At 68.9% G+C, this 23,985-nt stretch carries 24 protein-coding genes and 2 pseudogenes; 17 read left to right on the top strand and 9 right to left on the bottom strand.

What is annotated here, in order from left to right; genetic code table 11:
- Positions 1-9: 9 nt before the first annotated feature.
- From NGB36_RS02145 to NGB36_RS02100, 10 genes are all read left to right on the top strand, one after another.
- Positions 10-132 carry a hypothetical protein gene (locus NGB36_RS02145; RefSeq protein ID WP_255918275.1) on the top strand — a complete coding sequence of 41 codons (123 nt, stop codon included), beginning with the start codon at positions 10-12 and terminating at the stop codon, positions 130-132.
- Between the two features lie 376 nt (positions 133-508).
- Entirely contained in the window at positions 509-1,744 is a 1,236-nt protein-coding gene (locus NGB36_RS02140) for an ROK family protein (RefSeq protein WP_255918274.1), read from the top strand.
- A 427-nt stretch (positions 1,745-2,171) separates the two neighbouring features.
- Positions 2,172-3,239: an ABC transporter substrate-binding protein gene (locus NGB36_RS02135; RefSeq protein WP_255918273.1), complete on the top strand. Its 1,068-nt coding sequence runs from the start codon at positions 2,172-2,174 to the stop codon at positions 3,237-3,239.
- A gap of 38 nt (positions 3,240-3,277) precedes the next feature.
- Entirely contained in the window at positions 3,278-4,129 is an 852-nt protein-coding gene (locus tag NGB36_RS02130) for an ABC transporter permease (protein ID WP_255918520.1), read from the top strand.
- The gene (locus NGB36_RS02125; protein WP_255918272.1) at positions 4,105-4,851 is read left to right on the top strand and encodes an ABC transporter ATP-binding protein; all 747 of its coding nucleotides are present in this window, start codon (positions 4,105-4,107) and stop codon (positions 4,849-4,851) included. Before NGB36_RS02130 ends, NGB36_RS02125 begins: the two co-directional genes overlap by 25 nt.
- The gene (locus NGB36_RS02120) at positions 4,848-6,194 is read left to right on the top strand and encodes an LLM class flavin-dependent oxidoreductase (protein ID WP_255918271.1); all 1,347 of its coding nucleotides are present in this window, start codon (positions 4,848-4,850) and stop codon (positions 6,192-6,194) included. The genes NGB36_RS02125 and NGB36_RS02120 overlap by 4 nt, the downstream gene beginning before the upstream one ends.
- Before the next feature lie 28 nt (positions 6,195-6,222).
- Positions 6,223-7,134: a TauD/TfdA dioxygenase family protein gene (locus tag NGB36_RS02115; RefSeq protein WP_255918270.1), complete on the top strand. Its 912-nt coding sequence runs from the start codon at positions 6,223-6,225 to the stop codon at positions 7,132-7,134.
- A 570-nt stretch (positions 7,135-7,704) separates the two neighbouring features.
- Positions 7,705-8,910: a PucR family transcriptional regulator gene (locus NGB36_RS02110; RefSeq protein WP_255918269.1), complete on the top strand. Its 1,206-nt coding sequence runs from the start codon at positions 7,705-7,707 to the stop codon at positions 8,908-8,910.
- A gap of 153 nt (positions 8,911-9,063) precedes the next feature.
- A complete protein-coding gene (locus tag NGB36_RS02105) occupies positions 9,064-11,406 on the top strand; it encodes a xanthine dehydrogenase family protein molybdopterin-binding subunit (protein WP_255918268.1) in 2,343 nt (780 codons plus the stop codon).
- 7 nt (positions 11,407-11,413) lie between these two features.
- A complete protein-coding gene (locus NGB36_RS02100) occupies positions 11,414-11,890 on the top strand; it encodes a (2Fe-2S)-binding protein (RefSeq protein ID WP_255918267.1) in 477 nt (158 codons plus the stop codon).
- Between the two features lie 208 nt (positions 11,891-12,098).
- Here the strand turns inward: NGB36_RS02100 and NGB36_RS02095 are convergent, their stop codons facing one another.
- The 4 genes from NGB36_RS02095 to NGB36_RS02080 all read right to left on the bottom strand — a co-directional run bounded on the left by NGB36_RS02095 (position 12,099) and on the right by NGB36_RS02080 (position 15,341).
- Entirely contained in the window at positions 12,099-12,599 is a 501-nt protein-coding gene (locus NGB36_RS02095; protein ID WP_255918266.1) for a winged helix-turn-helix transcriptional regulator, read from the bottom strand.
- A 60-nt stretch (positions 12,600-12,659) separates the two neighbouring features.
- On the bottom strand, positions 12,660-13,715 hold the full coding sequence (locus NGB36_RS02090) for an LLM class flavin-dependent oxidoreductase (RefSeq protein WP_255918265.1): 1,056 nt from the start codon (positions 13,713-13,715) through the stop codon (positions 12,660-12,662).
- Positions 13,715-14,221 carry an SRPBCC family protein gene (locus NGB36_RS02085; RefSeq protein WP_255918264.1) on the bottom strand — a complete coding sequence of 169 codons (507 nt, stop codon included), beginning with the start codon at positions 14,219-14,221 and terminating at the stop codon, positions 13,715-13,717. Before NGB36_RS02085 ends, NGB36_RS02090 begins: the two co-directional genes overlap by 1 nt.
- 241 nt (positions 14,222-14,462) lie before the next feature.
- On the bottom strand, positions 14,463-15,341 hold the full coding sequence (locus NGB36_RS02080; RefSeq protein WP_255918263.1) for an SDR family NAD(P)-dependent oxidoreductase: 879 nt from the start codon (positions 15,339-15,341) through the stop codon (positions 14,463-14,465).
- A 50-nt stretch (positions 15,342-15,391) separates the two neighbouring features.
- On the opposite strand from NGB36_RS02080, the gene NGB36_RS02075 reads away from it, so the two are divergent.
- Together NGB36_RS02075 and NGB36_RS02070 are read left to right on the top strand one after the other, a co-directional pair.
- A complete protein-coding gene (locus NGB36_RS02075) occupies positions 15,392-15,853 on the top strand; it encodes a MarR family winged helix-turn-helix transcriptional regulator (protein WP_255918262.1) in 462 nt (153 codons plus the stop codon).
- Positions 15,854-16,083: 230 nt separating this feature from the next.
- Complete coding sequence (locus NGB36_RS02070) at positions 16,084-16,284, top strand: hypothetical protein (RefSeq protein ID WP_255918261.1); 201 nt, start codon at positions 16,084-16,086, stop codon at positions 16,282-16,284.
- Here NGB36_RS02070 and NGB36_RS02065 read toward each other — a convergent pair.
- Positions 16,259-16,735: a hypothetical protein gene (locus NGB36_RS02065; RefSeq protein WP_255918260.1), complete on the bottom strand. Its 477-nt coding sequence runs from the start codon at positions 16,733-16,735 to the stop codon at positions 16,259-16,261. The two genes, NGB36_RS02070 and NGB36_RS02065, sit on opposite strands and share 26 nt — an antisense overlap.
- 48 nt (positions 16,736-16,783) lie before the next feature.
- On the opposite strand from NGB36_RS02065, the gene mgrA reads away from it, so the two are divergent.
- From mgrA to NGB36_RS02050, 3 genes and pseudogenes are all read left to right on the top strand, one after another.
- On the top strand, positions 16,784-17,824 hold the full coding sequence (gene mgrA / locus NGB36_RS02060) for an L-glyceraldehyde 3-phosphate reductase (RefSeq protein WP_255918259.1): 1,041 nt from the start codon (positions 16,784-16,786) through the stop codon (positions 17,822-17,824).
- A 130-nt stretch (positions 17,825-17,954) separates the two neighbouring features.
- Positions 17,955-18,320 (top strand): annotated as a pseudogene (locus NGB36_RS02055) (cupin domain-containing protein); the annotation flags it as partial.
- 120 nt (positions 18,321-18,440) lie between these two features.
- Positions 18,441-19,007 carry a TetR family transcriptional regulator gene (locus tag NGB36_RS02050; RefSeq protein WP_255918258.1) on the top strand — a complete coding sequence of 189 codons (567 nt, stop codon included), beginning with the start codon at positions 18,441-18,443 and terminating at the stop codon, positions 19,005-19,007.
- A gap of 227 nt (positions 19,008-19,234) precedes the next feature.
- Here the strand turns inward: NGB36_RS02050 and NGB36_RS02045 are convergent, their stop codons facing one another.
- Positions 19,235-20,146, bottom strand: coding sequence for an aldo/keto reductase (locus tag NGB36_RS02045; RefSeq protein ID WP_255918257.1), 912 nt, complete (start codon positions 20,144-20,146; stop codon positions 19,235-19,237).
- A gap of 90 nt (positions 20,147-20,236) precedes the next feature.
- Between NGB36_RS02045 and NGB36_RS02040 the strand changes: the two genes are divergently transcribed.
- Entirely contained in the window at positions 20,237-20,827 is a 591-nt protein-coding gene (locus NGB36_RS02040; protein WP_255918256.1) for a TetR/AcrR family transcriptional regulator, read from the top strand.
- 239 nt (positions 20,828-21,066) lie between these two features.
- Here NGB36_RS02040 and NGB36_RS02035 read toward each other — a convergent pair whose 3' ends face one another.
- From NGB36_RS02035 to NGB36_RS02025, 3 genes and pseudogenes are all read right to left on the bottom strand, one after another.
- Complete coding sequence (locus NGB36_RS02035; protein WP_255918255.1) at positions 21,067-21,393, bottom strand: alpha/beta fold hydrolase; 327 nt, start codon at positions 21,391-21,393, stop codon at positions 21,067-21,069.
- A 38-nt stretch (positions 21,394-21,431) separates the two neighbouring features.
- Positions 21,432-21,857: an alpha/beta fold hydrolase gene (locus NGB36_RS02030; protein ID WP_255918254.1), complete on the bottom strand. Its 426-nt coding sequence runs from the start codon at positions 21,855-21,857 to the stop codon at positions 21,432-21,434.
- Positions 21,858-21,883: 26 nt separating this feature from the next.
- Positions 21,884-22,048, bottom strand: a pseudogene (locus NGB36_RS02025) (cupin domain-containing protein); the annotation flags it as partial.
- A gap of 880 nt (positions 22,049-22,928) precedes the next feature.
- Here NGB36_RS02025 and NGB36_RS02020 point away from each other — a divergent pair.
- Positions 22,929-23,819, top strand: a complete 891-nt coding sequence (locus NGB36_RS02020; protein ID WP_255918253.1) for an EamA family transporter — start codon at positions 22,929-22,931, stop codon at positions 23,817-23,819.
- Positions 23,820-23,985 lie beyond the last annotated feature (166 nt).

Here is a 23,985-nt window from a genome sequence, read left to right as displayed (position 1 = left end):
GCGACCGTCATGGTCACAGCGGACGCTGCCAGGGCTGCGCTACGGCGCCGCCGCGCCCGGGGCGGCACCGCCCTGGCGGATCGCCGGGGCGCCGACCGGTTCGTGGCGACCACCGCGGCGTTCCTGGAGTAGGCGCCCGCACCGTCGCCGATACCTCAGCGGTCAGAGATCTCTGGCCGGCTCGGACATCGGTGATGGTCCGGCGGAACCTCGAAGAGAGCTTCATCGATCGCTCGGGAGCGGGACCGCTCAGCGGCGGGGCAGGGTGACGCCGCCGAGTCGGCCGCGTTTGTATCGGGTCGCCGGGCGCGGGCGGCTGTGCAGGAGCGGAGCGGTTTGCTAGCTTCGAGGCATGGTTGCCCAGGCCGAAAAACTCTCGTCGCGTCGATACCTCGATCTGGGACGCCAGGGTGCGGCCACCTGTTGCCCGGCTTGAGGCGGACGGAGCGAATCCGGCTCGCCGACTGAGATGGCGCAGTGTCGGACCGGCTCCCGAGGAAGATCCCCTATGCCCAGCAACCCAGCAGCACCATCCGCACCAGCCGCTGTTTTCGTTCCTGGACGGCGAGCCTCCGGCAGCGCGCGTCGAAGGACCAGCGCCAGCTTCGTGCTGCGGGCCGTTCTGGAGCACGGGCCGGTGGCCCGGAGCACCATCGCTCGGCTGACCGGGCTGTCCCCGGCCTCGGTGACCGACTACTGCGCCCAGTTCATCGGGCTCGGCTTGATCCGGGAGGCGCACGCGCCGCGGCGTTCCAACGGCGTCGGGCGGCCGCATCTTCCGGTCGACCTGGACGTCTCCCGGTTTCTGGTCGGTGGGGTGCACATTGCAGTGCCGTACACGACGGTCGCCCTCCTCGATCTGCGGGGCCGGATCGTGGCGCAGCGGCGTAGGAGCCACGACAGCACCGAACCCGGTTGGGTGCTGGCGCGGGCCGCCGAAGGGCTCCACGCCTTGCTGGCCGAGCACGCGCCGGGGACCACGCTGCTGGGTGTCGGCGTGGCCGCCGGCGGTTGGGTGGATCGTGGCTCCGGGACCATCGTCGACCACGCGCTACTGGGCTGGCGTGGTGTGCCCGTCCGCGACATGCTCGGCGGGCATACGGGCCTGCCGGTCCATGTCGACGGCCACTCCAGGGCACTGGTCAATGGCGAGCGGCTGTTCGGGCGCGCCCGGAGCGGCCAGAGCGTGCTGCACCTGTTCATCGGCAACGTGGTGGATGCCGCCTTCGCCACCAACGACCAGGTGCACTACGGGCCTCGGTCGCAGGCCGGAGCCATCGCCCACCTGCCGGTGAACGGCGGTATCCGGCCATGCCGCTGCGGCCGGACCGGATGCCTGCAGGCCGAGGTGAGCGAGCAGACGCTGTGCCGCCGGGCCCGGGAAGCGGGTGTCATCGACACCCCGGACCCGATGCTCGTACTTGCCGCCGCGAACAATGGCGATCCGGTTGCGGCGGACCTGCTGGTCGAGCGTGCTCGGCTGGTCGGCCGCGCGGTGGGCCTGCTGCTGGACGTACTCAACCCCGACACCGTCGTCGTCACCGAACTCGGCGTCATCCACCGCGAGGACTGCCTCGCCGCACTTCGGGCGGAGGCCAGGACGCACACGTCCATGGCGACCGATGTCGAGCAGGCGGTGGTACCGAGTAGCTTTCCCGACTCGGTGCTGGCCACGGCGGGCGGATCGGTGGCCCTGGACGTGCTGTACCGGGACCCGCTGGGCGTGCCGACCGGGGCGAATTAATTCAGAAACTCGGAATGTTGACAGGCGCTGCGCGCGAAAGGGACCATCCTGTTCGTGAGCAACGCGCAGGGATTTTCCCAGGTAGTCCGGTCACGGCAGAGCCGTGACCGCGCTTCTGGTGTCGCGCAGCGCCCGTCTCGCCGGATCGTCCTCACCAAGTGCCGTGTCATCGACCTGATGCGGGTCGGACGCAGCCACTGTTGCTGACTCGACGACACATCGACATGCGCTGACATATCAGCGTTTTCCGGGCTTACATGCCGGCCGGGCCGCCCCGGACAGCGGTGACGCTTCCGCCTCTGTGATGCGTGCGCGGGTTTCCGCGGCACGCTCTTCCGGCATCTCCCGCGGCAATGCGTGCATTCCCCCCTCCCCGGCTGACGTTCCCGTGCCGAATTCCCTACGCGAGAAATCACGGAGTGTTCCGATGTCCAACTCCGCCTTGCCGGCGTCCGGTCCCGACCGGCGCCTGTTCCTGCACTCCCTGCTCGGAGCCGCTGCGGCCTTCGGTCTGGGTGGCTGCGCGAGCAGCTCCGCCGCCGAGCCGACGCTGTCCTCCAACGCTCCACTGCCCACCACCGTCCCTTCCGGCACCAGCCTCGCGATCGCCTCGTACCAGGGCTCCCAGCAGCTACAGCTCAAGCTCGCCGGACTGGACCGTCTTCCCTTCACGGTGTCCAACTGGCTCAACATCGGCGCCGGACCCGACGTCATCAACGCCTTCCGCGCCCGCTCCCTGGACCTGGCCAACAATGCAGGCATCCCTCCCATCCAGGCGCACTACCAGGGCTACGACGCGAAGATCGTGGCCGTCAACCTCACCCGCAAACCCTCCTATGTCTTCGCCACCGCACCGCACAGCGACATCAAGGATGTCGCGGGCTTCAAGGGCAGGAAACTGGCGTTCTCCCAGGGCCAGGCACAAGGTGTCGTCCTGCTCCGCGCCCTGAGGGAGGCCGGGTTGACGTACTCCGACGTCCAGCTGGTGCCGCTGACCAGCAACCAGTTCCTCACCGCGCTGCAGGCCGGGCAGGTGGACATCGCACCCCTCGCCATCAGCCAGGTTCCCTCCTACCTCAACCAGTACGGAGCCAAGGGGGCGCACACGATCACTACCGACGTCGTCGACCTCCTCAGCCTGCTGTGGGCCCCGGCCGAGGTGCTGGCCGACTCCTCCAAGGCTGCGGCGATCGCGGGGTTCATCCCGCGCTGGGCCCAGGGCCTGGTCTGGGTCTACGAACACCCTGATGAGTGGAACGAGCAGTTCTACGTCAAGACCCAGAACATCGCCCTCGCCCAGGCCCGGGAGATCACCGAGCTCGGCAACAAGCCACTGTTCCCACGGAGTTGGAACGAAGCCATCGCCTGGGAGCAGGACACGGCCGACCTGTTGGCCGAGGGCGGCTTCGTGAAGTCCTTCCAGGCCGCGTCGCTCTTCGACCGCCGGTTCGAGAGCCTGGCAGCCAACGCCGTCCCTGCCACCTATCGGAGGTGATACCCGTGACCGAACGCGTCCTTGACGGCAGCACCGCGATACGGCCACGTCCTGCAGATCACGAGCCCGAGCACGGGCGTGCGCACGAGCGGGCGCCGGTCACGCGCCGCAGCACCCGCGGGCTCGCCCCGGGCAGGCGGCTGCCCGCCTCGCGGCTGACCGGTCCCGTGCTCTTCCTGGCGCTCTGGGCAGCCGCCTCCGCCGCCGGACAGCTCGACCCCGGGGCCATACCGGCACCCTGGACGGTCCTGCGTACCGCCGCCCACCTGTGGACCGACGGCACACTGGGCTCCGACATCACCACCTCGCTGCGGCGTGCCGGGTACGGTTTCGCCATCGGCCTGGTCGGCGGGGTGGCGCTCGCCCTGGCCGCCGGGCTCAGCCGGGTCGGCGAGGCGCTGATCGACGGCACGGTCCAGCTCAACCGGGCGATCCCCACCCTCGGCCTGATACCTCTGTTCATCCTCTGGCTGGGCATCGGCGAAACCTTCAAGATCACCATCATCGCCATCGTCGTCTACATCCCGATCTATCTCAACCTGCACTCCGCGCTCTCCGGCATCGACAACCGCTTCGTGGAGCTGGGCGAGGTCCTCGGGCTGAGCAGGGTCCAGTTCATCCGGCAAATCGTCATCCCCGGCGCACTACCCGGCTTCTTCGTCGGACTGCGGCTCGGCGTAACCGGTTCGTGGCTGTCCCTGGTCGTCCTGGAGCAGATCAACGCGACCAGCGGCCTCGGCTACATGATGTTCCAGGCCCAGAACTACGGCCGTACGGATGTGATCATCGTCGGCCTGCTGATCTACGGGATCTTCGGCCTGGTCTCCGACAGCGCGGTCCGCCTGATCGAACGAAGGGTGCTGTCATGGCGACGCACGCTGAGCAACTGACCCCGCCCGCCGTCCGGATCAGCGGCCTGACCCGGAGCTTCGGCGCCCGCGACGTGCTCGACGGGATCGACCTCGACATCCCGGCGGGGCAGTTCGTCGCCCTGCTCGGCCACAGCGGTTCCGGGAAGAGCACCTTGCTGCGGGCCATTGCAGGCCTCGACCACCAGGTCACCGGCAGTGGCGAACTGGCCGCCCCGCAACGCCTGTCCGTCGTCTTCCAGGACTCCCGGCTGCTGCCGTGGCGCCGTGTGCTCGACAACGTGATCCTCGGGACCCGCGGGAAGGACGCCGCTGAACGGGGGCGGGCGGCCCTCACCGAGGTCGGCCTCGCCGGGCGGGAACGCGCCTGGCCCAATGAGCTGTCTGGCGGAGAGGCACAGCGCGCCGCGCTGGCCCGGTCCCTGGTGTGGGACCCCGAGCTCCTCCTCGCCGACGAGCCGTTCGGCGCCCTGGACGCGCTGACGCGCATCCGGATGCACACCCTCCTGCGTGAACTGTGGGAGCGCCACAGGCCGTCCGTGCTGCTCGTCACCCACGACGTGGACGAGGCGATCGTGCTCGCCGACCGTGTCCTCGTACTCGACCAGGGACGTATCGGTCTCGACGTGAGCGTCGACGTCCCCCACCCGCGGTCCTATCGCGACCCCTTGCTCGGCGAGTACCGCGAGCGGCTGTTTGCCGCTCTCGGCGTGACCGAAGACGTCCAAGGAGCCACCACGTGACCCGACACCGACAGCTGCACCTCAACGCGTTTCTGATGAACACCGGCCACCACGAGGCGTCGTGGCGGCTGCCGGAGAGCAACCCGTATGCGAGCGTTGCGATCGACCACTACCGCAACCTCGCCCGCATCGCGGAGCGCGGCACCTTCGACTCGCTCTTCCTCGCCGATGGACCGGTGCTCTTCAACAGCGTCGGCCAGCGCCCGTCCGGCTCGCTGGAACCGATCACGCTGCTCACCGCGCTGGCCACCGCCACCGAGCACATCGGCCTGATCGCCACCGCGTCGACGTCCTACAACGCCCCGTACAACCTGGCCCGCGCCTTCGCCTCGCTCGACCACATCAGTGGCGGGCGCGCCGGGTGGAACATCGTCACCACCGCCGGCGCGGAAGCCGCCCGCAACTTCGGCCTTGACGACGAGCCGTCGCATGCCACCCGGTACGAACGCGCCGCCGAGTTCCTGGATGTGGTGCTCAAGCTGTGGGACAGCTGGGAGGATGACCTCATCGTCGCGGACAAGATCGCCGGCGTCTGGGGCGACACCGCCAAACTCCACCCGCCCAAGCATCGGGGCACCCACTTCAGCGTCGAGGGTGCGCTCAACGTGCCGCGCTCGCCGCAGGGCTATCCGCTGCTGGTGCAGGCGGGTTCGTCCGAGGACGGCAGGCGGTTCGCGGCGCGCCACGCGGAGGCGGTGTTCACCGCACAGCAGACGCTCCGCGACGCGCAGGAGTTCTACGCGGACCTCAAGGCCCGGACCCGAGCGGGCGGACGCGATCCGGAAGGGATCAAGATTCTTCCCGGGATCGTCCCCGTCATCGGCGACACCGAGGCGGAGGCGCGGCGCCGTGAGGCCGAACTCGAAGAGCACATCGTGTACGAGCACAGCCTGCACCGCCTCGAACGCCTGCTGCACGTGGAGCCCGGCGCGCTCGACCTGGACTCCCGGCTGCCGGACGGCCTTCCGCCGGAAAGCGCGATCGAAGGAGCGAAGAGCCGCTACACCCTCGTCGTGGAACTCGCCCGGCGCGACGACCTCACCGTCCGCCAACTGATCGGACGGCTCGGCGGAGGCCGCGGTCACCGCACTTTCACCGGAACACCCGAACAGGTCGCCGACGCCATCGAGGACTGGTTCCGCCACGGCGCCGCCGACGGGTTCAACATCATGCCCGCCGTGCTGCCCTCGGGTCTCGAACTCTTTGTCGACCACGTCGTGCCGGTCCTGCGCACCCGCGGACTGCTGCGCAGCGAGTACGGCCCCCGACAGACCTTGCGCGAGCGGTACGGACTGCCGCGCCCCGCCAACCAGTACACGGTCCCGGTACTGGCCACCCACTGAGCACCCGCCGAGAAGGAGAGAAACCCGCATGTCCACGAGTATCGAAACCCAGAACCGTCTGGAGATCCGCAAGGTCACCGCTCGCATCGGCGCGCTGGTGGCGGGCGTCGACATCGGCAAGGAGCTGGACGGCGAGACCGTCGCCGTCCTGCGCGCCGCCCTCAACGAGCACAAGGCGCTGGTGTTCGACGACGTCGATCTCGACGACGAGGGCCAGCAGCGCTTCGCCCGGCACTTCGGCGAACTGACCACCGCGCACCCGACCGTCCCCTCCGTCGAGGGCACCCCGAACGTCCTCCCCGTCGACAGTGAGCGAGGCCGGGCGAACCACTGGCACACCGACGTCACCTTCGTCGTCAACCCTCCGCAGGCCAGCACCCTGCGCAGCATCGTCGTTCCGCCCTACGGCGGCGAAACGCTGATCGCGAACGCCGCCGGCGCCTACCGTGATCTGCCCGAGCCGCTGCGTCTCCTCGCCGACTCCCTGTGGGCGGAACACACCAACGACTACGACTACGCGGTGCCCGAGGAGAGCGTCGACGAGGAGAAGGCCCGACAGCGTGCGGTGTTCACCTCCATCACCTTCCGCACCGCCCACCCCGTTGTGAGGGTGCACCCGCTGACCGGTGAGCGCGGGCTGTTCATCGGAGGGTTCGCGCAGCGGATCGTGGGCCTGTCCACAGCCGAATCGCGCAAGATCCTGGACCTGCTGCAGAGCTGCGTCACCCGGCCGGAGAACATCCTGCGGTGGCGCTGGTCGCCCAACCAGCTCGTGCTGTTCGACAACCGGATCACCCAGCACTACGCCATCGACAACTACGACGGCCGGCCACGCCGTCTGAACCGTGTGACGGTCGCAGGTGACGTCCCGGTCGGCATCGACGGCAAGTCGAGCTACTCGATCGCGGGTGACGCCTCGCACTACACAACGGTCGTTTAGATCCCCTGCGGGCTCCGCTTGTTTGTCGGTCCCCGTCGCGGCCGCAGCGGGGACCGAGAAACAAGCAGGGCCCAACGATGGCCGGCCCGGTAACGGTACGTGCTGCAGGCGGCCTTCGACCCGCACCACATCATCAGCCCCGGCCAGGGGACCTGAGCCACCGTTTCCAGCGCCGACCGGCGCGCGCCCCGGCCCAGCCGGAAATAATCCCTCCGTGCCCCGCAACGCCCGCGTCCTCACCCTCTCCGGCAGCCCCTCCGGCGACCCTGCGCCGTTCCCCCCAAGGTTGCCTGCCCCGAACCCCCAGCTCTCGGAGGATGGTGCACTAGGGCTGACCGGCACCCCGTCGCTGAGTCAGCCGACGCTCCCCCGTGCGCAGGAGGCGGTCGGCGACCTGAGTCGTGATTCCGTACGACCCCGCTGTTGTCTTCACTCCGCGCCACATTGATCCGGCAGATCCGAAAGGTCCACAAGTTCGCCCGCGACCGAGGTCTCCTCACTCTCATCTGTAGGGGCGCAGGCCGGTATGAGAACGTACAGACCATGGGTGACACGGTAGATCGTGGGAGCATGCGGGTCGCGGAATCGCTGGCCGCGAGTGTGCTGTTGCGGGTGCCCGCCTTGACCGACGTGCTGGTGCGCACCATCTATGAGCAGAACCCCGGCTACCGTCTGATGACCGCGGTTCCTGCCGATGACTTGTGGCAGTCGTGCCACGACAACATCGCTCGCGTTGTGCAGATGGTCGCCGGTGGGGCTGCCGGTTCCGGCCGGTCCGCCATCGAGGACTACTTCGACGCGGCTCATGCGACGGGACAGCGTCGAGCCGAGCAGCGGATGCCGCTGGACGATGTGCTCCGGTCGTTCCGTATCGGCGGTCGACTCGTCTGGGAGGCTCTGATCGAGCAGGCCCGCGAGCAGGGTACGGACGATGCGGACGCCCTGTTGAACGTGGCGAGCCAGGTCTGGGAGATCGTCGACACCATCTCCTCGGAGGTTGCGGTCGCCTATCACCGCACCGAGCGCCGGCTCCTTCGCGCCGACGAACAGCGTCGAGCCGCGCTGTGGGAGGGACTGCTGCACGGTCGGGCGAAGGACCCGGCGTTCGCCTTCGAGGCTGCGAGGATCCTTGGCGTTCCGGTGGACGGCCGGTACGCCGTGGTGACCGTCGATGTCCGTGCCGAGGAGCACCACACCGCTGCTCTGCTGGAACGACGACTCGCCGCCGCACGCATCGACTCTGCCTGGCAGGTGCGCGCCAGCACACTCGTCGGATTGCTCGCACTCCGGAACGTCTCGCTGGATACGGCGCTCGACGTGCTGCAGCGAGCGGTGGACGCTCCTGCCGGCCTGTCCGGTGTGGTACCCGGACTGTCCGATGCGGACGTCGCCTACCGACAGGCGACGCTGGCCCGGCGGGCCGTGCCGTCGGACCGGAGCGAGGTGGCGTCGCTTGAGGACCGGCTGCCCGAGGCGCTGCTACTGAGTTCTCCGGAACTGGCCGCGCAGCTCGTCCAAGTCTGGCTCGCGCCGCTGCTCAAGGTGTCCGCCGCCGAACGCCAAGTGCTGCTCGACACGCTGGAGACCTGGGTGGCCGCGGCCGGTTCGGTCAGGCGTACCGCCGAGCTGGCGCACTGCCACCGCAACACCGTTATCAACCGGTTGCACCGGATCCATCAGATCACCGGCCGTGACCTCACCGGTGCCGCATTCCAGGTGGACCTTGCGCTGGCGCTCCGCGCCGCACGGCTTTTCCCACCGGCTCAGGACACCTGACGAGGAGTCAACCGGTCGGGCTCCCTCCAGTTGTGCATGCGGCACAACCGAGCGGAACAAAGCTGGGCACCGCGGCCATCCCCGCGCGCTGAGCGGCGTGGCACTCTCCTCCGCAGCTCAGAGCAACCAGGTGTCCGCGGGAGAGGAACGCCCATGGCCGAGCAGAGTCGTTCGCCGCAGGATCGGGCCGAGGAGCCGTCCGACGGCGGCAGCCGACCGGGCCGCCGCCGCTTTCTCGGATATCTGCTCGCCGCGCCCACGCTCGCGGTGGCCGTCGACTGGGCGGCCGGCGCGGCCGACCCGCCACAGGCACAGGCTGCCGTCCCGTCCCTGCCCCAACCGGAGGACCTGTTCGACCTCGGGGACCTGCAGAACCTCGCCGCGGCGCCCACCGCAGGCCTGATCGCTGTCCGCGTGAACACGGACGGCACTGCGTACTTCGCCGTCCCCCGTGCCGAGGTCGGCCAGGGCATGACCACGGCGATTGCGATGATGGTCGCCGAAGAGCTGGACCTGCCGATGGACAAGGTGTCCGTCGCTCTGGCGGACGCGCGGCCCGAGCTCCTGATGAACCAGCTCACCGGCGGCTCGAATTCGATGCGCAGCATGTACATCCCGGTCCGCACGGCCGCCGCCATCGCCCGGCAGCGACTGGTGGACACGGCGGCCGCTCAGTGGGGCGTCCCCGCCTCCGAGCTGACCACCCGGGGCGGCGTCGTCACCGGCCCGGGCGGCAGGGCTGCCGACTACGGGTCGCTCACCGCGGCAGCGGCCAGCGCCCAGACGGTCGCGGTGACCGCCCGGCTCAAGCCCTCGTCCGAGTTCGCCGTCCTCGGCACGCCGCAGAACCGTATCGATGCCTACGACATCGTCACCGGCCGCAAGCAGTTCGGGATGGACATGCAGGTCCCGAATGCGAAGCCCACCATGGTGGCCCGGCCGCCGACGATCAACGGCACGGTGGTGTCCGTCAACAACGCCGACACTGTGCGGGCCATGCCGGGCGTCACCGACGTCGCCGCCATCACCCACGGCGTGGCGGTGCGCGCAGAGACGTTCGGCCAGTGCATCGACGCCATCCAAGTGCTGGATGTGACCTGGGGCCCGGGGACGGTGGACGGCGAGTCCGACGCCACCGTCGAGAGCAAACTCCGCGCGGCCCAACTGCCCATGACCGTACCGCCCCTGCTGACCGAGTCCATCGACGCCGAGTTCACCTTCGCGTTCGCCAGCAACAGCCCGCTCGAACCCGACAACGCGATCGCCGATGTGCGGTCCGACAGCGCGGAGATCTGGGCCAGCCTCAAGGTGCCGATCGTCGCCCAGGAGGAGATCGCCAAGCAGCTCGGACTGCCGGTGGATGCAGTGAAAGTGCACGTCATCCAGGGCGGTGGCTCGTTCGGCAGGCATCTCTTCCACGACGTGGCCGCCGAGGCGGCCGAGACCTCGCAGAAGATGGGCAAGCCGGTGAGGCTGTCCTGGTCCCGCACCGACAACTTCCGCCAGGGCCGGACCCACCCGATGTGCATCTCCCGGGTCCGGGCCACCTACGCGCTGGGCAACGTGATCAGCTACGAACAGCGGCACACCAGCGTCCAGACCGACTTCGGCCACGGCCTCGGCGAAATGATCACAGCGACGGCAGCGCATCTGCCGGTCGCCGGCAACCTCAGCTTCGCGGAGACCATCTTCGAACTGACCCAGTCCTCCCCCTACGATTTCGGCATCACCACACAGCTCCTCAACGAGGTTCCGCTGCAGTTCAACACCGGCAGCATGCGCAATATCTACTCACCGAACGTGGTGTGCGCGCAGGAACTCGTCGTCGACCGGCTGGCCGAGAAGATGGGGAAGGACCCGGTGCAGTTCCGCCGCGAATTCCTCAAGGACCAGCGGCTGCTCGCCGTGCTCGACAAGGCGGCCGAGGCAGGCGGCTGGGGCAGGGCGATGCCGGCCGGAATCGCCCAAGGCATTGGACTGCACGCGGAGTACCGGGGCGCGGCGGCAGCCCTCGTAGAGATCGACTGCACACCTGAGACCGTGAACCGTCCGATCCGTGACGGAGTGAGTGGCCCACGAGTGACCAAGGCGCTGATCGTGGTCGACGCCGGATTCGCCATCAACCCCCGAGGGCTGGAAGCGCAGATGATCGGCGGCATGCAGGACGGCATCGCGCTGGCCCTGACCTCCAGCCTGCACATCGAGAACGGCATTCCACTGGAAGGCAGTTGGGACGACTACTTCTACACCCGGGAGTGGAACTCCCCGCTGGATCTGCAGGTGATCGTCATGCCGAACACCAGCGACAACCCGAGCGGCGCCGGCGAACTCGGCGTGGCACCATCCTTCGCCGCGGTCGCCTGTGCCTACGCCCGGGCCACCGGAACGATGCCGACTCGCTTCCCCATCAACCACGGCACCCTCGGCTTCGTGCCGCTTCCGCTGGAACCGTCCACGCCGCAATCCCCCACCGACGGCCTCGACCAAACCTTCTGAGGGACCCATGCCCACTCACACTTTCATGCTCAATGGCCGGCAGATCACCGTCGAAGCCGAGGACAACGTGCGGCTGCTCTGGGTCCTGCGCGACCTGCTCGGCGTCACCGGACCGAAGTACGGCTGCGCACTGGACGTCTGCAAGGCGTGCACGTGCCACATCAACGGCAAGGCGTTCAACCCGTGCTCGGTACAGGTGAAGGACATCGGGCCCACCGACGAGATCACCACCATCGAGGGCCTGCCCGCGACCGTCGGGCAGGAGCTCCACCCGATGCAGCAGGCCTGGCTGGACTACGACGTTGCCCAGTGCGGCTACTGCCAGCCCGGTCAGATCATGGCAGCCGTCGCCAAGGTCGAGCAGGTCCGCGCGGCAGGCCGCGAGATCAGCGACGCCGACATCGACGAACTGCGCAACATCTGCCGGTGCGGGACCTACTCCCGCATCCGCGAAGCCATCAAGGCAGGCGCGAAGAACATGTGACCGCGGATCCCGGGATGGGCTGGCCGCCACTCGCACGCTCCTACGCCTGCCAGCCTTGAGTGAGCGGGACAAAGACATAGAAATCCTGCTGGTGAAGTTCCAGATGGCCGTCCTGGAACGCCACGTCGGCAGGCTGTTCCTGTCCCAGGCCGTTTTCGCGACCGTCCGTCGGCGAGAAGTTACAATGCGTGACCTCGTCAACTACACGTCAGGGCTGCATGAATCGGCGCTGCACGTCGGGCCGTGTCCTGAGCCGCTCTGGATACCCGGGGCCCATCCTCATTGACGTGTCCTCGGCCTGCAACGTCTCACCGCACGCGGAGCAGACCACCTCGGCGTGGACGTCGTGGTCGCACGCATCGTGGTGGAGGGTGACCGGAGCGCCTTCTTCCCCCGCGAGCCACCGGTCACCCCACCGCGACATCGCGGCCAGGACCGGGAAGAAGTCCCGGCCTTTCTCCGTCAGCAGGTACTCCCAGCGGCGCGGCTCGCTCTCGTAGAGGCGCTTTTCCATCAGTCCGTCGTCCACCAGCCGGCGCAGCCGGTCGGCGAGCGTGTTGCGGGCGATTCCCAACTCCCTCTGGAACTGATCGAAGCGACGGCTCCCGTAGAACGCCTCCCGCAGGACGAGCGGGGTCCACCAGTCGCCCAGCAGATTCATGGTGCGTGCGATCGAGCAGGGCCAGCTCGCGAACGACGTACGCTTCATACCTCGAGCATACGGAGTCTCATTGAGAAACCCTGCTGCTGGCAGCCGTGCGCAGCCGGGTCAGACCCGTCCGACATCCCGGACCATCCCGATCGCCCTGGCCAAAGTGGTGAGCCGGGCGTCCAGGTTCTCCCCGGCCGGATAGAGCCGGACGGTGTCCACGCCGGCATCACGCCAGACGCGCAACCGCCGCCGGACCATGTCCTCGGTGCCGATCAACGTCGTCGCCAGTACCATCTCGTCGGTCACCAGCCCCACCGCGCCGTCACGGTCGCCTGCCTGCCAGCGCTGACGCACCTCCTCGGCCACTTCAGCCCAGCCCTGGCGGCTGTATGCCTGGTTGTAGAAGTTGGTCGACGCCGAGCCCATGCCGCCCAGGCTGAAGGCCAGCTCCTTCTTGCGGCCGGCGACCATCGCGCTCAGCGCGTCCTCGTCGGGTGCGAAGGCCACCTCGGCACCCTGGCAGACGTCGAGGTCTGCGCGAATACGCCCGCTGCGGGCCAGCCCTGCGTCCAGATGCGCGAAGTAGGCATCGGCCGCGCCCTCGGGCACGAAGCTGGTGCCGAGCCAGCCGTCCGCGACCTCGCCGGTGAGCCGGAGCATGGCCGGCGAAAGCGCGGCGAGGTAGATCGGGATCGGGTGCTCGGCGTGGAGGGACAGCCTCATGGGCACCGCTTCGCCGCCGGGCAGTGGAATCTGGAACTCGGTGCCCGAGTAGGAGATCTTCCCGCCGTCCAGCACCCGCCGCACGATCTCCACGGTCTCGCGGACGCGTGTCAGGGGACGTGCGAACCGCACCCCGTGCAGGCCCTCGATCACCTGGGGCCCGGAAGCGCCCAGGCCCAGCAGGAACCGCCCACCGGACAGGTTGGACACGGTGATCGCCGTCTGCGCGACAGCCACCGGGGTGCGCGTGCCGACCTGCATGACAGCCGAGCCGAGGAGCATCCGCTCGGTGCGGGCGGCGTAGTAGCCCAGGGCGGAGGGCGCGTCGGAGCCCCACGCCTCGGCCACCCAGCAGATGTCCAGGCCGAGCTTCTCCGCCTCGACGACGAAGTCCCTCTGTTCCGTCCAGGAGCCGAAGCCGGACGCCTCTACCGTCGTCGCGGTCCGCATCAGGCCTCCGCCAGTGTCTTGATGTGTGCCAGGGTGACGGTCATGCTGCGCTCGAACTCGCGCATCCGCACGAAGACGATCTTCTGCTCCTTGTCCGGCATGCGGTCGATGGCGGAACACAGGCCGGAGCGACCGGGGCCCATCTGCATCCACTGCGACAGCTCGGTTCCGCCGTCCCTCGGTTCGAGGCGGAAGCGCCAGATCGCGCTGGGCTGAGCCGGGTCCTGCACCGCCCACGCGAGCACCCTGCCAGGTTCGCACTCGACGATGTGCGAGGTGGTCGCCCACTCCCCCAAGGCCGCATGCCTGCTGCGACCGATGAACCTGGCCCCCAGAGCGGGTCGAGTGGCTCCGTCGAGCCACTCGACGGTCTGGAGTTCGTCGCTCATCTCCGGCATCAGCTCCACGTCGGAGACGAACTCCCACACTCGCTCCGGCGGTGCGTCCACCCAGATCCGCACCTCCACCGTGGGCTTGTCCGCGTAACGCGCACCTGTCCACTCCACCGTACGACACCTCCTCGCCACTCACTGCCCTGACCATCAGAGTTGCGTAGATAGACTGACACCGTCAACATTTAGCAGTGCACACACACGGCCACGGCCGCCGCCCGCTCCGCCGACGCCGTCCGGCGCCGGAAGCCCTTGGTGCCGGAAGCCCTTGGTGCCGGCGGCGACTTCGGAGGCGGCGCGGTCTGACAGCACTGTTCGAGTGGTCCTGACGGCGCCGTGCGGGGAGGCCCTGCAGTCAGCGCACCCAGGTGTTGGTGAGGGCGAGGACGGCGGAACCGTCGAGGTCGGCAAGCTTGGTGCCGGCGAACTGACGGGCCCAGTCGGAGGTCTGGACGCGGAAGGCGGGCTGCTCGGCGGTGAGTGCTTCGATGATCGGCGCAGCGGCTTGCGCGGGGGTCTGTGCGTTGCCGAAGGACTTGGTGGTGCGGTCGATATAGGCCTGCAGGGCGGGGGCGTACGGGCCCGCGGCGGCCAGCATGGCGGGCAGGTCCAGGCCCACGTTGGCGACGAACGCGCTGGCCACGGCGCCGGGCTCGACCACGGTGACGCTGACGCCGACGGTGGCGGCGACAGGGGCCAGCGATTCCATGAAACCTTCGACCGCGAACTTGGCAGCGCAGTAAGCCTCGTTGAACGGCTGGCCGACGACGCCGCCGACGCTGGTGACGGTGATCAGCCGGCCTTCGGAGGCACGCAGGTGCCGCATTGCGGCCCGGGTTGTGTTCACCACCCCGAAGAAGTTGACCTCCATGGTGGCGCGGACGTCCTCGACGGTGCCCTGCTCGATGGTGCCGACCTGGCCGGCGCCGGCGTTGTTGACCAGGGCGTCCAGCTGCCCGAACTCGGTGATGGCCTCGTCGATGCAGGCGGTCACCAGCTCGGGGTCGACCACGTCGAGGCGCTTGATGTGGACGCGGTCGGCGACGCCGGCCTCGGCGGCGGCCTTGTGCAGGGCGTCGGCCTTGCTGGTGTCGCGCATGGTGGCGATGGTGGTCCAGCCCGCCTCGGCCGCGGCGACGGTGGCGGCCAGGCCGATGCCGGAGGAGGCACCGGTGATCAGGACGGTCTTGGCCATGTCGGTCTCTTCTCTGCTCGCATTTCCGTGTGTGCACACACACCATATGACTTGTGTGCACACACACGCAACCGCGTATGATGCACGTCATGGCCCGCGACGACCTCACCCTGGGAGAACTGCCCGCCCGCGACCACGCCTTCTACGGCCTGGTATGGGCAGGCTCGACGCTGACCGCCCAGGTCGACCAGGCCCTCGTCCGAGCGCACGACCTGCCGCTGTCCTGGTTCGAGGTGATGCTGTGGCTGCACGGCCGGACCGAGCCGGTCGCCGCCTCCGAACTGGGCGCCAAGACCCTGCTCAGCCGCAGCCAGGTATCCCGGGTCGTCGACGCTCTGCGAGCCCGAGGACTGGTCGAGCGCGTCCCCTCCCGCTCCGACGCCCGCTCGGTGCTGATAGCACTCACCGAGGCCGGCCGCCGAGCGTTCGCCGAGGCCGACGCCACCCGCCGCCAGGCCCTGGCCGAGCCCTTCGACGACCTCCTCGACGACGAGGACATCGAGGCGCTGAACACCGTCTGGACCAAGCTCAAGCAACGCCCCCGCGACTGACCTACCACTCCGCAGAGGTGCCCTGCCGAACGGCAAGCTCCTCCAACCGGCCACGAGACCAAGAGACAGCCTCACACTCCCCCGGTCGGTGCCCAGGCGCTCGACGAGCGGGCACAGCCGCTCAGCCCTCCGCCCCGATCAGGTCCCATCGGGGGCCGAATGGCCCTCGGCACGGTTGATGCGCAGGTAGAACCTGGGAGTAGCACCACCAGGCGAGGAGGTGTGCCAGCTTGGCCGAGCGCCTCATTGATCAGTTCTTCGTTGAGCTCGTCGCAGACGCCGAGCGCTGGCCTGATCTGACAGAGCAGGACAAGGCGAACGCAGCATCCCAGGCATGGCATGCAAACGGCACCTTGAACGGCATCACCATGATCCGCGTGCGGATGTGGGCTTCGAACCGCGCCCTCAGGGCGTTTCACCAGCAAAAGTGAAGCTCCCGAAGATTTCAGGCAGCGGAAAACCGAGCGCCAGGCCCTTGACGAGTGGCTGACACAGCACACACTGCCCAGGCCGCCCACCCCAGGCCCCTAGCACGTCGGTTGCGCCGGCGTAGGCCGAGTCGGGTGGCGCCGCCGACTCCCCCGAGGGGAGACCGGCGCCGGAGTCGTCGCCGTGACACTCGGCGGTGACGGCCGGGGCGGGCAACAGGCCGTCAACGGAGGTCCCGCCGGTTCGCACGGGGCGGGGCAGGCCGATGGGGTTGGGGAACAGTAGTACGCCGGTGTCGAGCACCTGCCGGGCAGGACCCTCCAGTTCGGCAAGAGCGGTGTCCGCGGCGCGGTCGACCTCAACCTGACCGACGAGGAAATGAGCCGCCTCGATGCGGCCTGACCAGGCGCTTGCCGAGACCGTACAACCCGCCGCCACCACACTGCCGCGCACCCGGAACGCACCAACCAGTGTGTCGAACAGGCATGATAGGAGATCCCCATGGACATCCGATCCCTCTACCGGGCCGCCGACGACCGCTACGCGTCAATGCAATACCGTCGCACCGGCCGCAGCGGCCTGAAGCTTCCGGCGATCTCCCTAGGCCTGTGGCACAACTTCGGCGACGACCGCACCCTCGCATCCCAACGCGCCATCCTGCGGCGCGCCTTCGACCTGGGCGTCACCCACTTCGACCTCGCCAACAACTACGGCCCGCCCTACGGGGCCGCCGAGGCCAACTTCGGGCGCCTGCTCGACCAGGACTTCCGCCCCTACCGCGACGAACTGGTCATCTCCACCAAGGCCGGATACGACATGTGGCCCGGCCCCTACGGCGAATGGGGCTCGCGCAAATACCTCACCGCCAGCCTCGACCAGTCTCTGACGCGCATGGGCCTGGACTACGTCGACATCTTCTACTCCCACCGCTACGACCCCGACACCCCGCTCGAAGAGACCATGGGCGCCCTGGCCACCGCCGTCCACCGGGGCAAAGCCCTCTACGCCGGCATCTCCTCATACGGCGCCGAACGCACCCGGGAGGCGGCGGAGCTGCTCCGGCAGATGGGCGTGCCCGCACTCATTCACCAACCCTCCTACTCGATGATCAACCGTTGGATCGAGGAGGACGAGCTGCTCGACACCCTGGAGGAGCAGGGCATGGGCTGCATCGCCTTCGCGCCCTTGGCACAGGGATTGCTCACCGACAAGTACCTGTCCGGCATTCCGCAGGGATCCCGCGCCGCCCAAGGCAAGTCCCTCGACCCGAAGCTGCTCTCCGACGAGGTGCTCACCCGGCTGCGCGCACTCAACGAGATCGCCCGCAAGCGCGGCCAGTCGCTCGCCCAGCTCGCCATCGCCTGGGTGCTGCGCGACCCGCGGATGACCTCCGCCCTGATCGGCGCGTCCAGCGTCGCCCAGCTCGAGGCCAATGTCGCCGCGATCGACGCACCGCCGTTCGCCGACGACGAACTCGCCGAGATCGATGCCTACGCACAGGAATCCGGCGTGAACATCTGGGCCCGCAGCAGCGAGGCGTGAGCATGGGGCTGCCCGGGGTCGCGGCGGCGACGGCGCCCCGGGCGGCGTCCGCCGCGGCCAGCGCATTGCGCGCCTCCACGAGGAGGCCCAGCTGACGGAGACGTCCTCGACTCCGTGCTGTAAGCCGCCCATCGCCCGAGGGCGGCAACCCTCGTCCAACCGGGTGAGGGTGGGCGGGAGCTCGCGGCTCGCGCCGTACGACGGCGCAGGATTCCATGTCGTGCTGAAGGGCGGCTGCTGGCTGCTGCCCGACGGCGGCGCCCCGGTCTCGCTCAGCACCGGAGACGCGGTGCTGCTGCCACATGGCACGGGGCATGTACTCGCCGACTCCCCTGCCGATGCGGCAGCCGTGAAGCGGGCAGTGCCTTTCGACAGCTGGCGGGAGCAGACGCAGCGGCCCGGGCCCCAAGCCGCCTGCGGCGAGGTGGAGGTGTGGTGCGGCAAGTACCGGCTCGACCGCAGCCGCGTCCACTCGCTCATGGCGGAGCTGCCGAAAGCCTCCAGGTGGGTCGGCCGTCCTCGCTGCAGGGTTGCGGGAAGAGATAGGCCGATGACAGTTCCTGACATCCACCGCAACCGCCCATGTCAGCTGCTGTCATCACGTACGATCGGGAACATGAGTCGATGGGAGCCAAACGCGCGCGGGCGGCTGGAGCAGGCAGCGCTGGAGCTCTACAGCGAGCGCGGCTTCGACCAGACCACCGTGGAGGAGATCGCCAAGCGGGCGGGGCTCACGGAGCGGACGTTCTTCCGGCACTTCGCCGACAAGCGCGAGGTGCTGTTCGCGGGCGCGGGCTCACTGCAGGAGTTCTTCGTGAGCACCCTCGCCAGCACTCCTGATTCGGCAGCGCCCATCGATGCGATCGCCGCGACCCTCGAGGCCGTTTCCGCGCTGTTCCGGGAGCGGCGCGAACACGCCCGACAGCGTCAGGCCGTCATCGCCGCGAACGCGGAGCTCCAAGAACGCGAACTGATCAAGCTCGCATCGCTCGCCTCGGCGCTCGCCGACGCGTTGCGCCGGCGCGGCGTCACAGAGCCGACCGCGAGTCTGGCCGCCGAGGCGGGGATCGCCGTCTTCAAGATCGCGTTCGAACGCTGGATCAACGAAGCCAACCAGCGGGACCTGTCGCACCTCATCCGGGAGTCGCTCGACGAGCTCAAAGCCGTGACCGCGGGCACATGACCACCGGCGTCAGGCCGGCCGCGACGTCGTGCCCGCTGCCGGTCCGCCGGCTTCACCAGTCACACCTGACGACGAAGACCTGGGACCCGATCGCGGTTGACGGCTTGGACGGCTGCGGCCAGTGGCCACCGGTGGGACGTCGCAGCCGGGCCCGGGGTGAGCAACGAGATGATGCCGAACTTGACGAGATCGATGGGGAGTACGCGAGCTGTCTGCTCGGAGCCGCCTCAGCTGTCCGCGGCGAGTTGGTCCAGTGCTACGACCGCCTCCGGGGGGAGTCGAAGGCTGCCGGCTGCGATATTTTCGGCCAAATGGGATGGATCAGATGTTCCCGGGATCAGGAGCATGTGGTCGTAGCGTGCCAGTAGCCAGGCGAGTGCCACCTGAGCCGGCGTTGCGGCGAGATCGCCGGCGATGGCGGCAACGGTGGGGTTTTCGGTTGCTCTCGGGCGGCTTGGAAACGCCGATCCGAGCGGGAAGAACGGCACCCACGCGATGCCATGCTCACGGCACAGGGCGAGCGTCGGTTCGGTGGACCGGTCGAGGACGCTGTAGGCGTTCTGCACGCATGCGACGCCGGCGGGCAGGACCTGTCGGAGTTGGCCGGCGGAGACGTTGCTGAGTCCGATGCCGCCGATCTTGCCGGCGTCGCGCAGCGCGGTCAGTTCGCCGAGCTGGCTGTCGAGGTCGACCTTCTGGTCTCCCTCGGCGATCAGGCCGGGAGGCGCGTCGAGACGCCGCAGGTTCACGACGTCCAGCCGCTCGACACCGAGCGTCGCGAGATTGGCCTCGACCTGGGCACGCAGTTGTTCAGGCCGCTGCCCGGGGACCAGTGCGCCGCGGGCGTCGTTGTCCGCGCCCACTTTGCTGACGAGGACCACGTTGTCGGGGTAGGGCGCCAGGGCCTCGCGGATGAGGCCGTTGCAGGTGCCGACGCCGTAGAAGTGTGCGGTGTCGACGTGGTTGACGCCGCATCGGACCGCCTGGCGCAGCAGGGCAAGAAGAGCGTCTCGTCCGACCGTCGTGCGCTCCAATTGCATCGCGCCGAAGCCGATGCGAGCGACTGTACGTCCCGCCAGCTTCGCGGTACCCCCCGGCGGGGTCTTGGACGGATCGGTCAGCGGTGCGGTTGCCGTCATCCGCGCGCTCCTGTCGTGGCAGAGTGGTTCCATCATGCGGAGGACCCTCCGCTATTACGACCATAGCATAACCGGAGGATCCTCCGAATCATGTCGGGCCACCACAGGACCAAGCCCATCCGTGCAGACGCAGCGCGTAACCGCGCCCGTCTGCTCGATGCCGCGCGCGTTGCCTTCGCGTCCGGGCGAGCGGCGGTGCCCCTGGAGCAGATCGCGCGGGACGCGGGTGTCGGGATCGGTACGCTCTACCGGCACTTCCCCACCCGAGAGGCCCTGGTCGAGGCGCTCTACCGGCAGGAACTGGCCCAGCTGTGCGCCGACGCCGAGGAACTCCTCGGTGCAAAGGACCCCGACCGTGCACTGCGCAGCTGGATGGACCGCTTTGCTGACTACGCGACGACAAAGCGAGAGATGGCCGACGCGCTACGGGCGGTTCTCGCGTCGGGTGCCGTGACCGTGTCCCAGGCGCGTGAGCAGCTCTCCGCCGCGGTGCAGACCATCCTTGATGCCGGAATCGCCGCCGGGACGCTGCGCGACGACGTCCGCGCCGACGACATCGTCGCCACCCTCGTCGGCATGTTCACAGCGACCTCACTGGCCGGCGGGCGCCAGCAGCTGGGCCGCATGCTCGACCTCCTGATGGACGCCGTCCGGCGCCCGAACCCATGGGCGGAGCCCTGAGCTGAAGCCGCCCGCAGCAGCGGCGCGAGCTGCGCTGTGCGTCCGTCGGTGCGGCAGGGCGGCCTGTTGGACGAGTTACGCGTGGAGCGGGCGGCTTCGTCAATGGGGCGCGGTGCTGGTGGTGCGTAGCCCGGACCGAGAGGCGTCGCGTGACGAGCCGGTCCCCTACGATCTCCCGCGAGCGCCGTACCGCCGGGAATGCTGATGGCCGGGTGCCCATTGATCTGGCACTCCTTGGCTCAGGCGTGGTTCTCGGTGAAGTCCCAGACTACGGCGAGGAGTTGGTCGGGGGTCTCGATCTGAGGCAGGTGGCCGGTGTCGTGCAGCAGTTGGAAGCCGGCTTCGGGGATGGCGGCGGCGAAGGCTCGTCCGTAGTCGGCGTCGACGACCTGGTCGCTCTCGCCCCACACGACGAGCGTCGGTCGCGTGACCTTGGCCAGGCGTTCGCGCAGGGAGGGGTCGCCCGTGGAGTGCGGGCCCTGGTAGACCGCGAGGGCGGCGCGGTTGGCGGCCATCACCGCACGCGCGGCCCCGGGAAGGGCTGCGGGGTCGATGGCGAACTTCACGGGGTCGTGGAAGGAGAGCTTGGACAGCTCGGCGGGCGTCAGGGGGGGAAGATGTCGGCGATGGGGTGGCCGGGGACCTGGATGCCGACGGCGTTGACGAGGACGAAGCCGCTGATCCGGTCGGAGCCGAGCAGTGCCAGTTCGGAGGCGATCCAGCCGCCGATGGAGTTGCCGACGACCGTGACGTCGTGCAGGTCGAGCTCGTCGAGCAGGCGTGCATAGGTCTGGGCGAGGGTGGGGATGTCGTGCAGCCAGTCGGGCCGGGTGGTGCCGCCGAAGCCGGGGTGGACGGGCGTTATCACCCTCGCGGGCCGCTGCTCGGCGAGGGGTTGGGCGAACGGGGTGACGGTCTGCGGGCCGCCGCCGCCGTGCAGCAGCACGAACGTACGGCCCTGGCCCTGGTCGTCGACCGTGATCTCCAGGTCGCCCTGGGCGAGGGTCAGGGTGTGGAGGGTACTGGTCATTCATTGCTCCTCGTTGGTGGAGGTCTTTACGCGAAGTCGGTGGCGGGAACGGTGGCGTAGCGGCTCATCGCGCCGACGGTCGCCTGCGCGGTCAGCTCCTGGCCGCCGGCGATCATGTCCCGCAGGTCGCGGAAGTAGTTCACGTACAGGTCGGGTGTGAAGGTGTTGAGCATCACGGCCGGCTCGTCGCCGACCGCCACCGCCCTCACCGAAGCCGCATTGCGCTCACAGGAGGCCGGCCTTCGGTGAACGGTGCATAGCCTTCGAGGCCGAGCAGCGGACCACTACCCATCGCACTGAGCCGTCGCCGACACGTTGACATTGCTCGAGCAAACGGGTGCGCTCGTGTGAGGTTTGATGATTGCCTCGGCGCGCAACTGCCGCAATGGGCGACGCGCTCGGCCCGTACGGCCTCCGATGCGCGGTAACACGTCGAACAGCGCGACACCGGCAGGACGGGCGACAGGCCTACGCGATCAGCCCGTTCACGCGGCAGGTCGCCCAAGGACACCGGGCGGGAAGGTCTCCCCGAGCGTCCTGCCCCGGCCAAGGCCCTGACAGTGCACGCCGCGGCCCGGGCAAGGCCACCAAGGCGGCGGAGGGCTGAGGAACGGACGAGCCCTGCAAAGAACCAGCAAAGCCGTGATGGCGGGCCTCGCTGAGCACCACGGAAACCTGATCGCGGAGGTTTCCACAGACAAGGGCACCTGCCTGCGCTTTACACAGCAAGGAGAGCGTCAGACCTTCGGATTCCGTTGGCATCACGGGGTTGTGGCGACGTTTTCGCCATGGCACGCTCCACTGCGTCGCGACGCCGAGATCACCGCCCGACCAAACGCAACCGCGAAGGGCCACTGTGTATTTCGAGACGCTCAAAGCCAAGATCCACCGTGCCACCGTCACCCAAATGCCCGCCGGGGTGCGGCGGTCGGGCCCGGGCGACGACAACGGCTCAACCTTGAAGGTGGCAGGCGATCGTCGCATGCCCGAGATGACGGAGGTCCACCCATCAGTCAGCTCAACGCCCGTCGTGAGCACGTCGTCGAAGCGATCAGTCGCGGGCTGGGCGCCGTGCCCGCCCCCGGGCTCGTCATGGGCGGCGTGGTCGGTCTGCAATGCGGCGCCGCGCTCACCACCCGGATGTATCCGCTCGTGGGGCCGGCCGGAGTGGTCACCCTGCGTCTGTGTATCGCCGCAGTGGTGCTCATCACGGTGTGGCGGCCGGGGATGCGGTGGGACCGGGCCACCTTGAGGGTCGCCGCCGCCGCCGGAACCCTGCTCGCCGTCCACCACCTCAGCTACTACGAGGCAGTCGACCGGCTCCCGCTCGGCGCCGCCACCACCATGGAGTTCCTGGGACCGTTTGCCATCGCCTTGTTCGCCTCACGCCGTGCCACCGACCTGCTGTGGGCCTGCCTCGCCGCGGCAGGGGTCGTGCTGCTCAGCCATTCGGGCGTTTCGCTCAACGCCACAGGACTCGCTTTTGCCACGCTCGCCGGGTGCTGCTGGGGCGGCTACATCCTCGTCGCCAAACGGCTCGCCGAACGCGTTCCCGACGGCCGAGGCCTGGCCCTCGCCGTCAGTTGGGGCGCCCTTCTCAGCCTGCCCTACGGCATCGCCCAAGCGGGCACTCGGCTCCTGGCCCCCGGCACACTCGTCCTCGCCGCCGCTGTCGCCATCCTCTCCAGCATCCTGCCCTACACCGCCCAACTCGAGGCCCTCCGTCGGCTGCCACCTCGTACCTTCGGCATCCTGACGAGCCTTGAACCCGCAGTCGGAGCACTCATCGGTCTGCTCTTCATCGGCCAGCACCTCACCACCGCGCAATGGGCCGGAGTGCTCGCGGTAGCCCTCGCCTCTATCGGCGCCACCCGCACCCCCGGCCGCGCTCCCCGACCGACCACCACCCGTACGCCCGGCAACGCACAAGACCATCTGCGCACCGGAACATCGTCCGAGTAGCCCCGACGGAGCGTGCGTCAACTCCTCGTCCGCTGCGCCCGGCGCCAACGGATCGCGCATGAGGGCCACCGAGACGAAGTGCACCACTCGTAACCTGCCCTGAACGACTGCCCTTTGTGCCCGACCTGTTGCCGCACGGCTCTCGCCGTGAGCACGGGCTATGGAG

The organism is Streptomyces humicola (assembly GCF_024436035.1).
Taxonomy (GTDB): Bacteria; Actinomycetota; Actinomycetes; order Streptomycetales; family Streptomycetaceae; genus Streptantibioticus_B; species Streptantibioticus_B humicola.
Note: the sequence above shows the minus strand (reverse complement) of the source record. Positions and strands in the feature narration are given on the sequence as shown.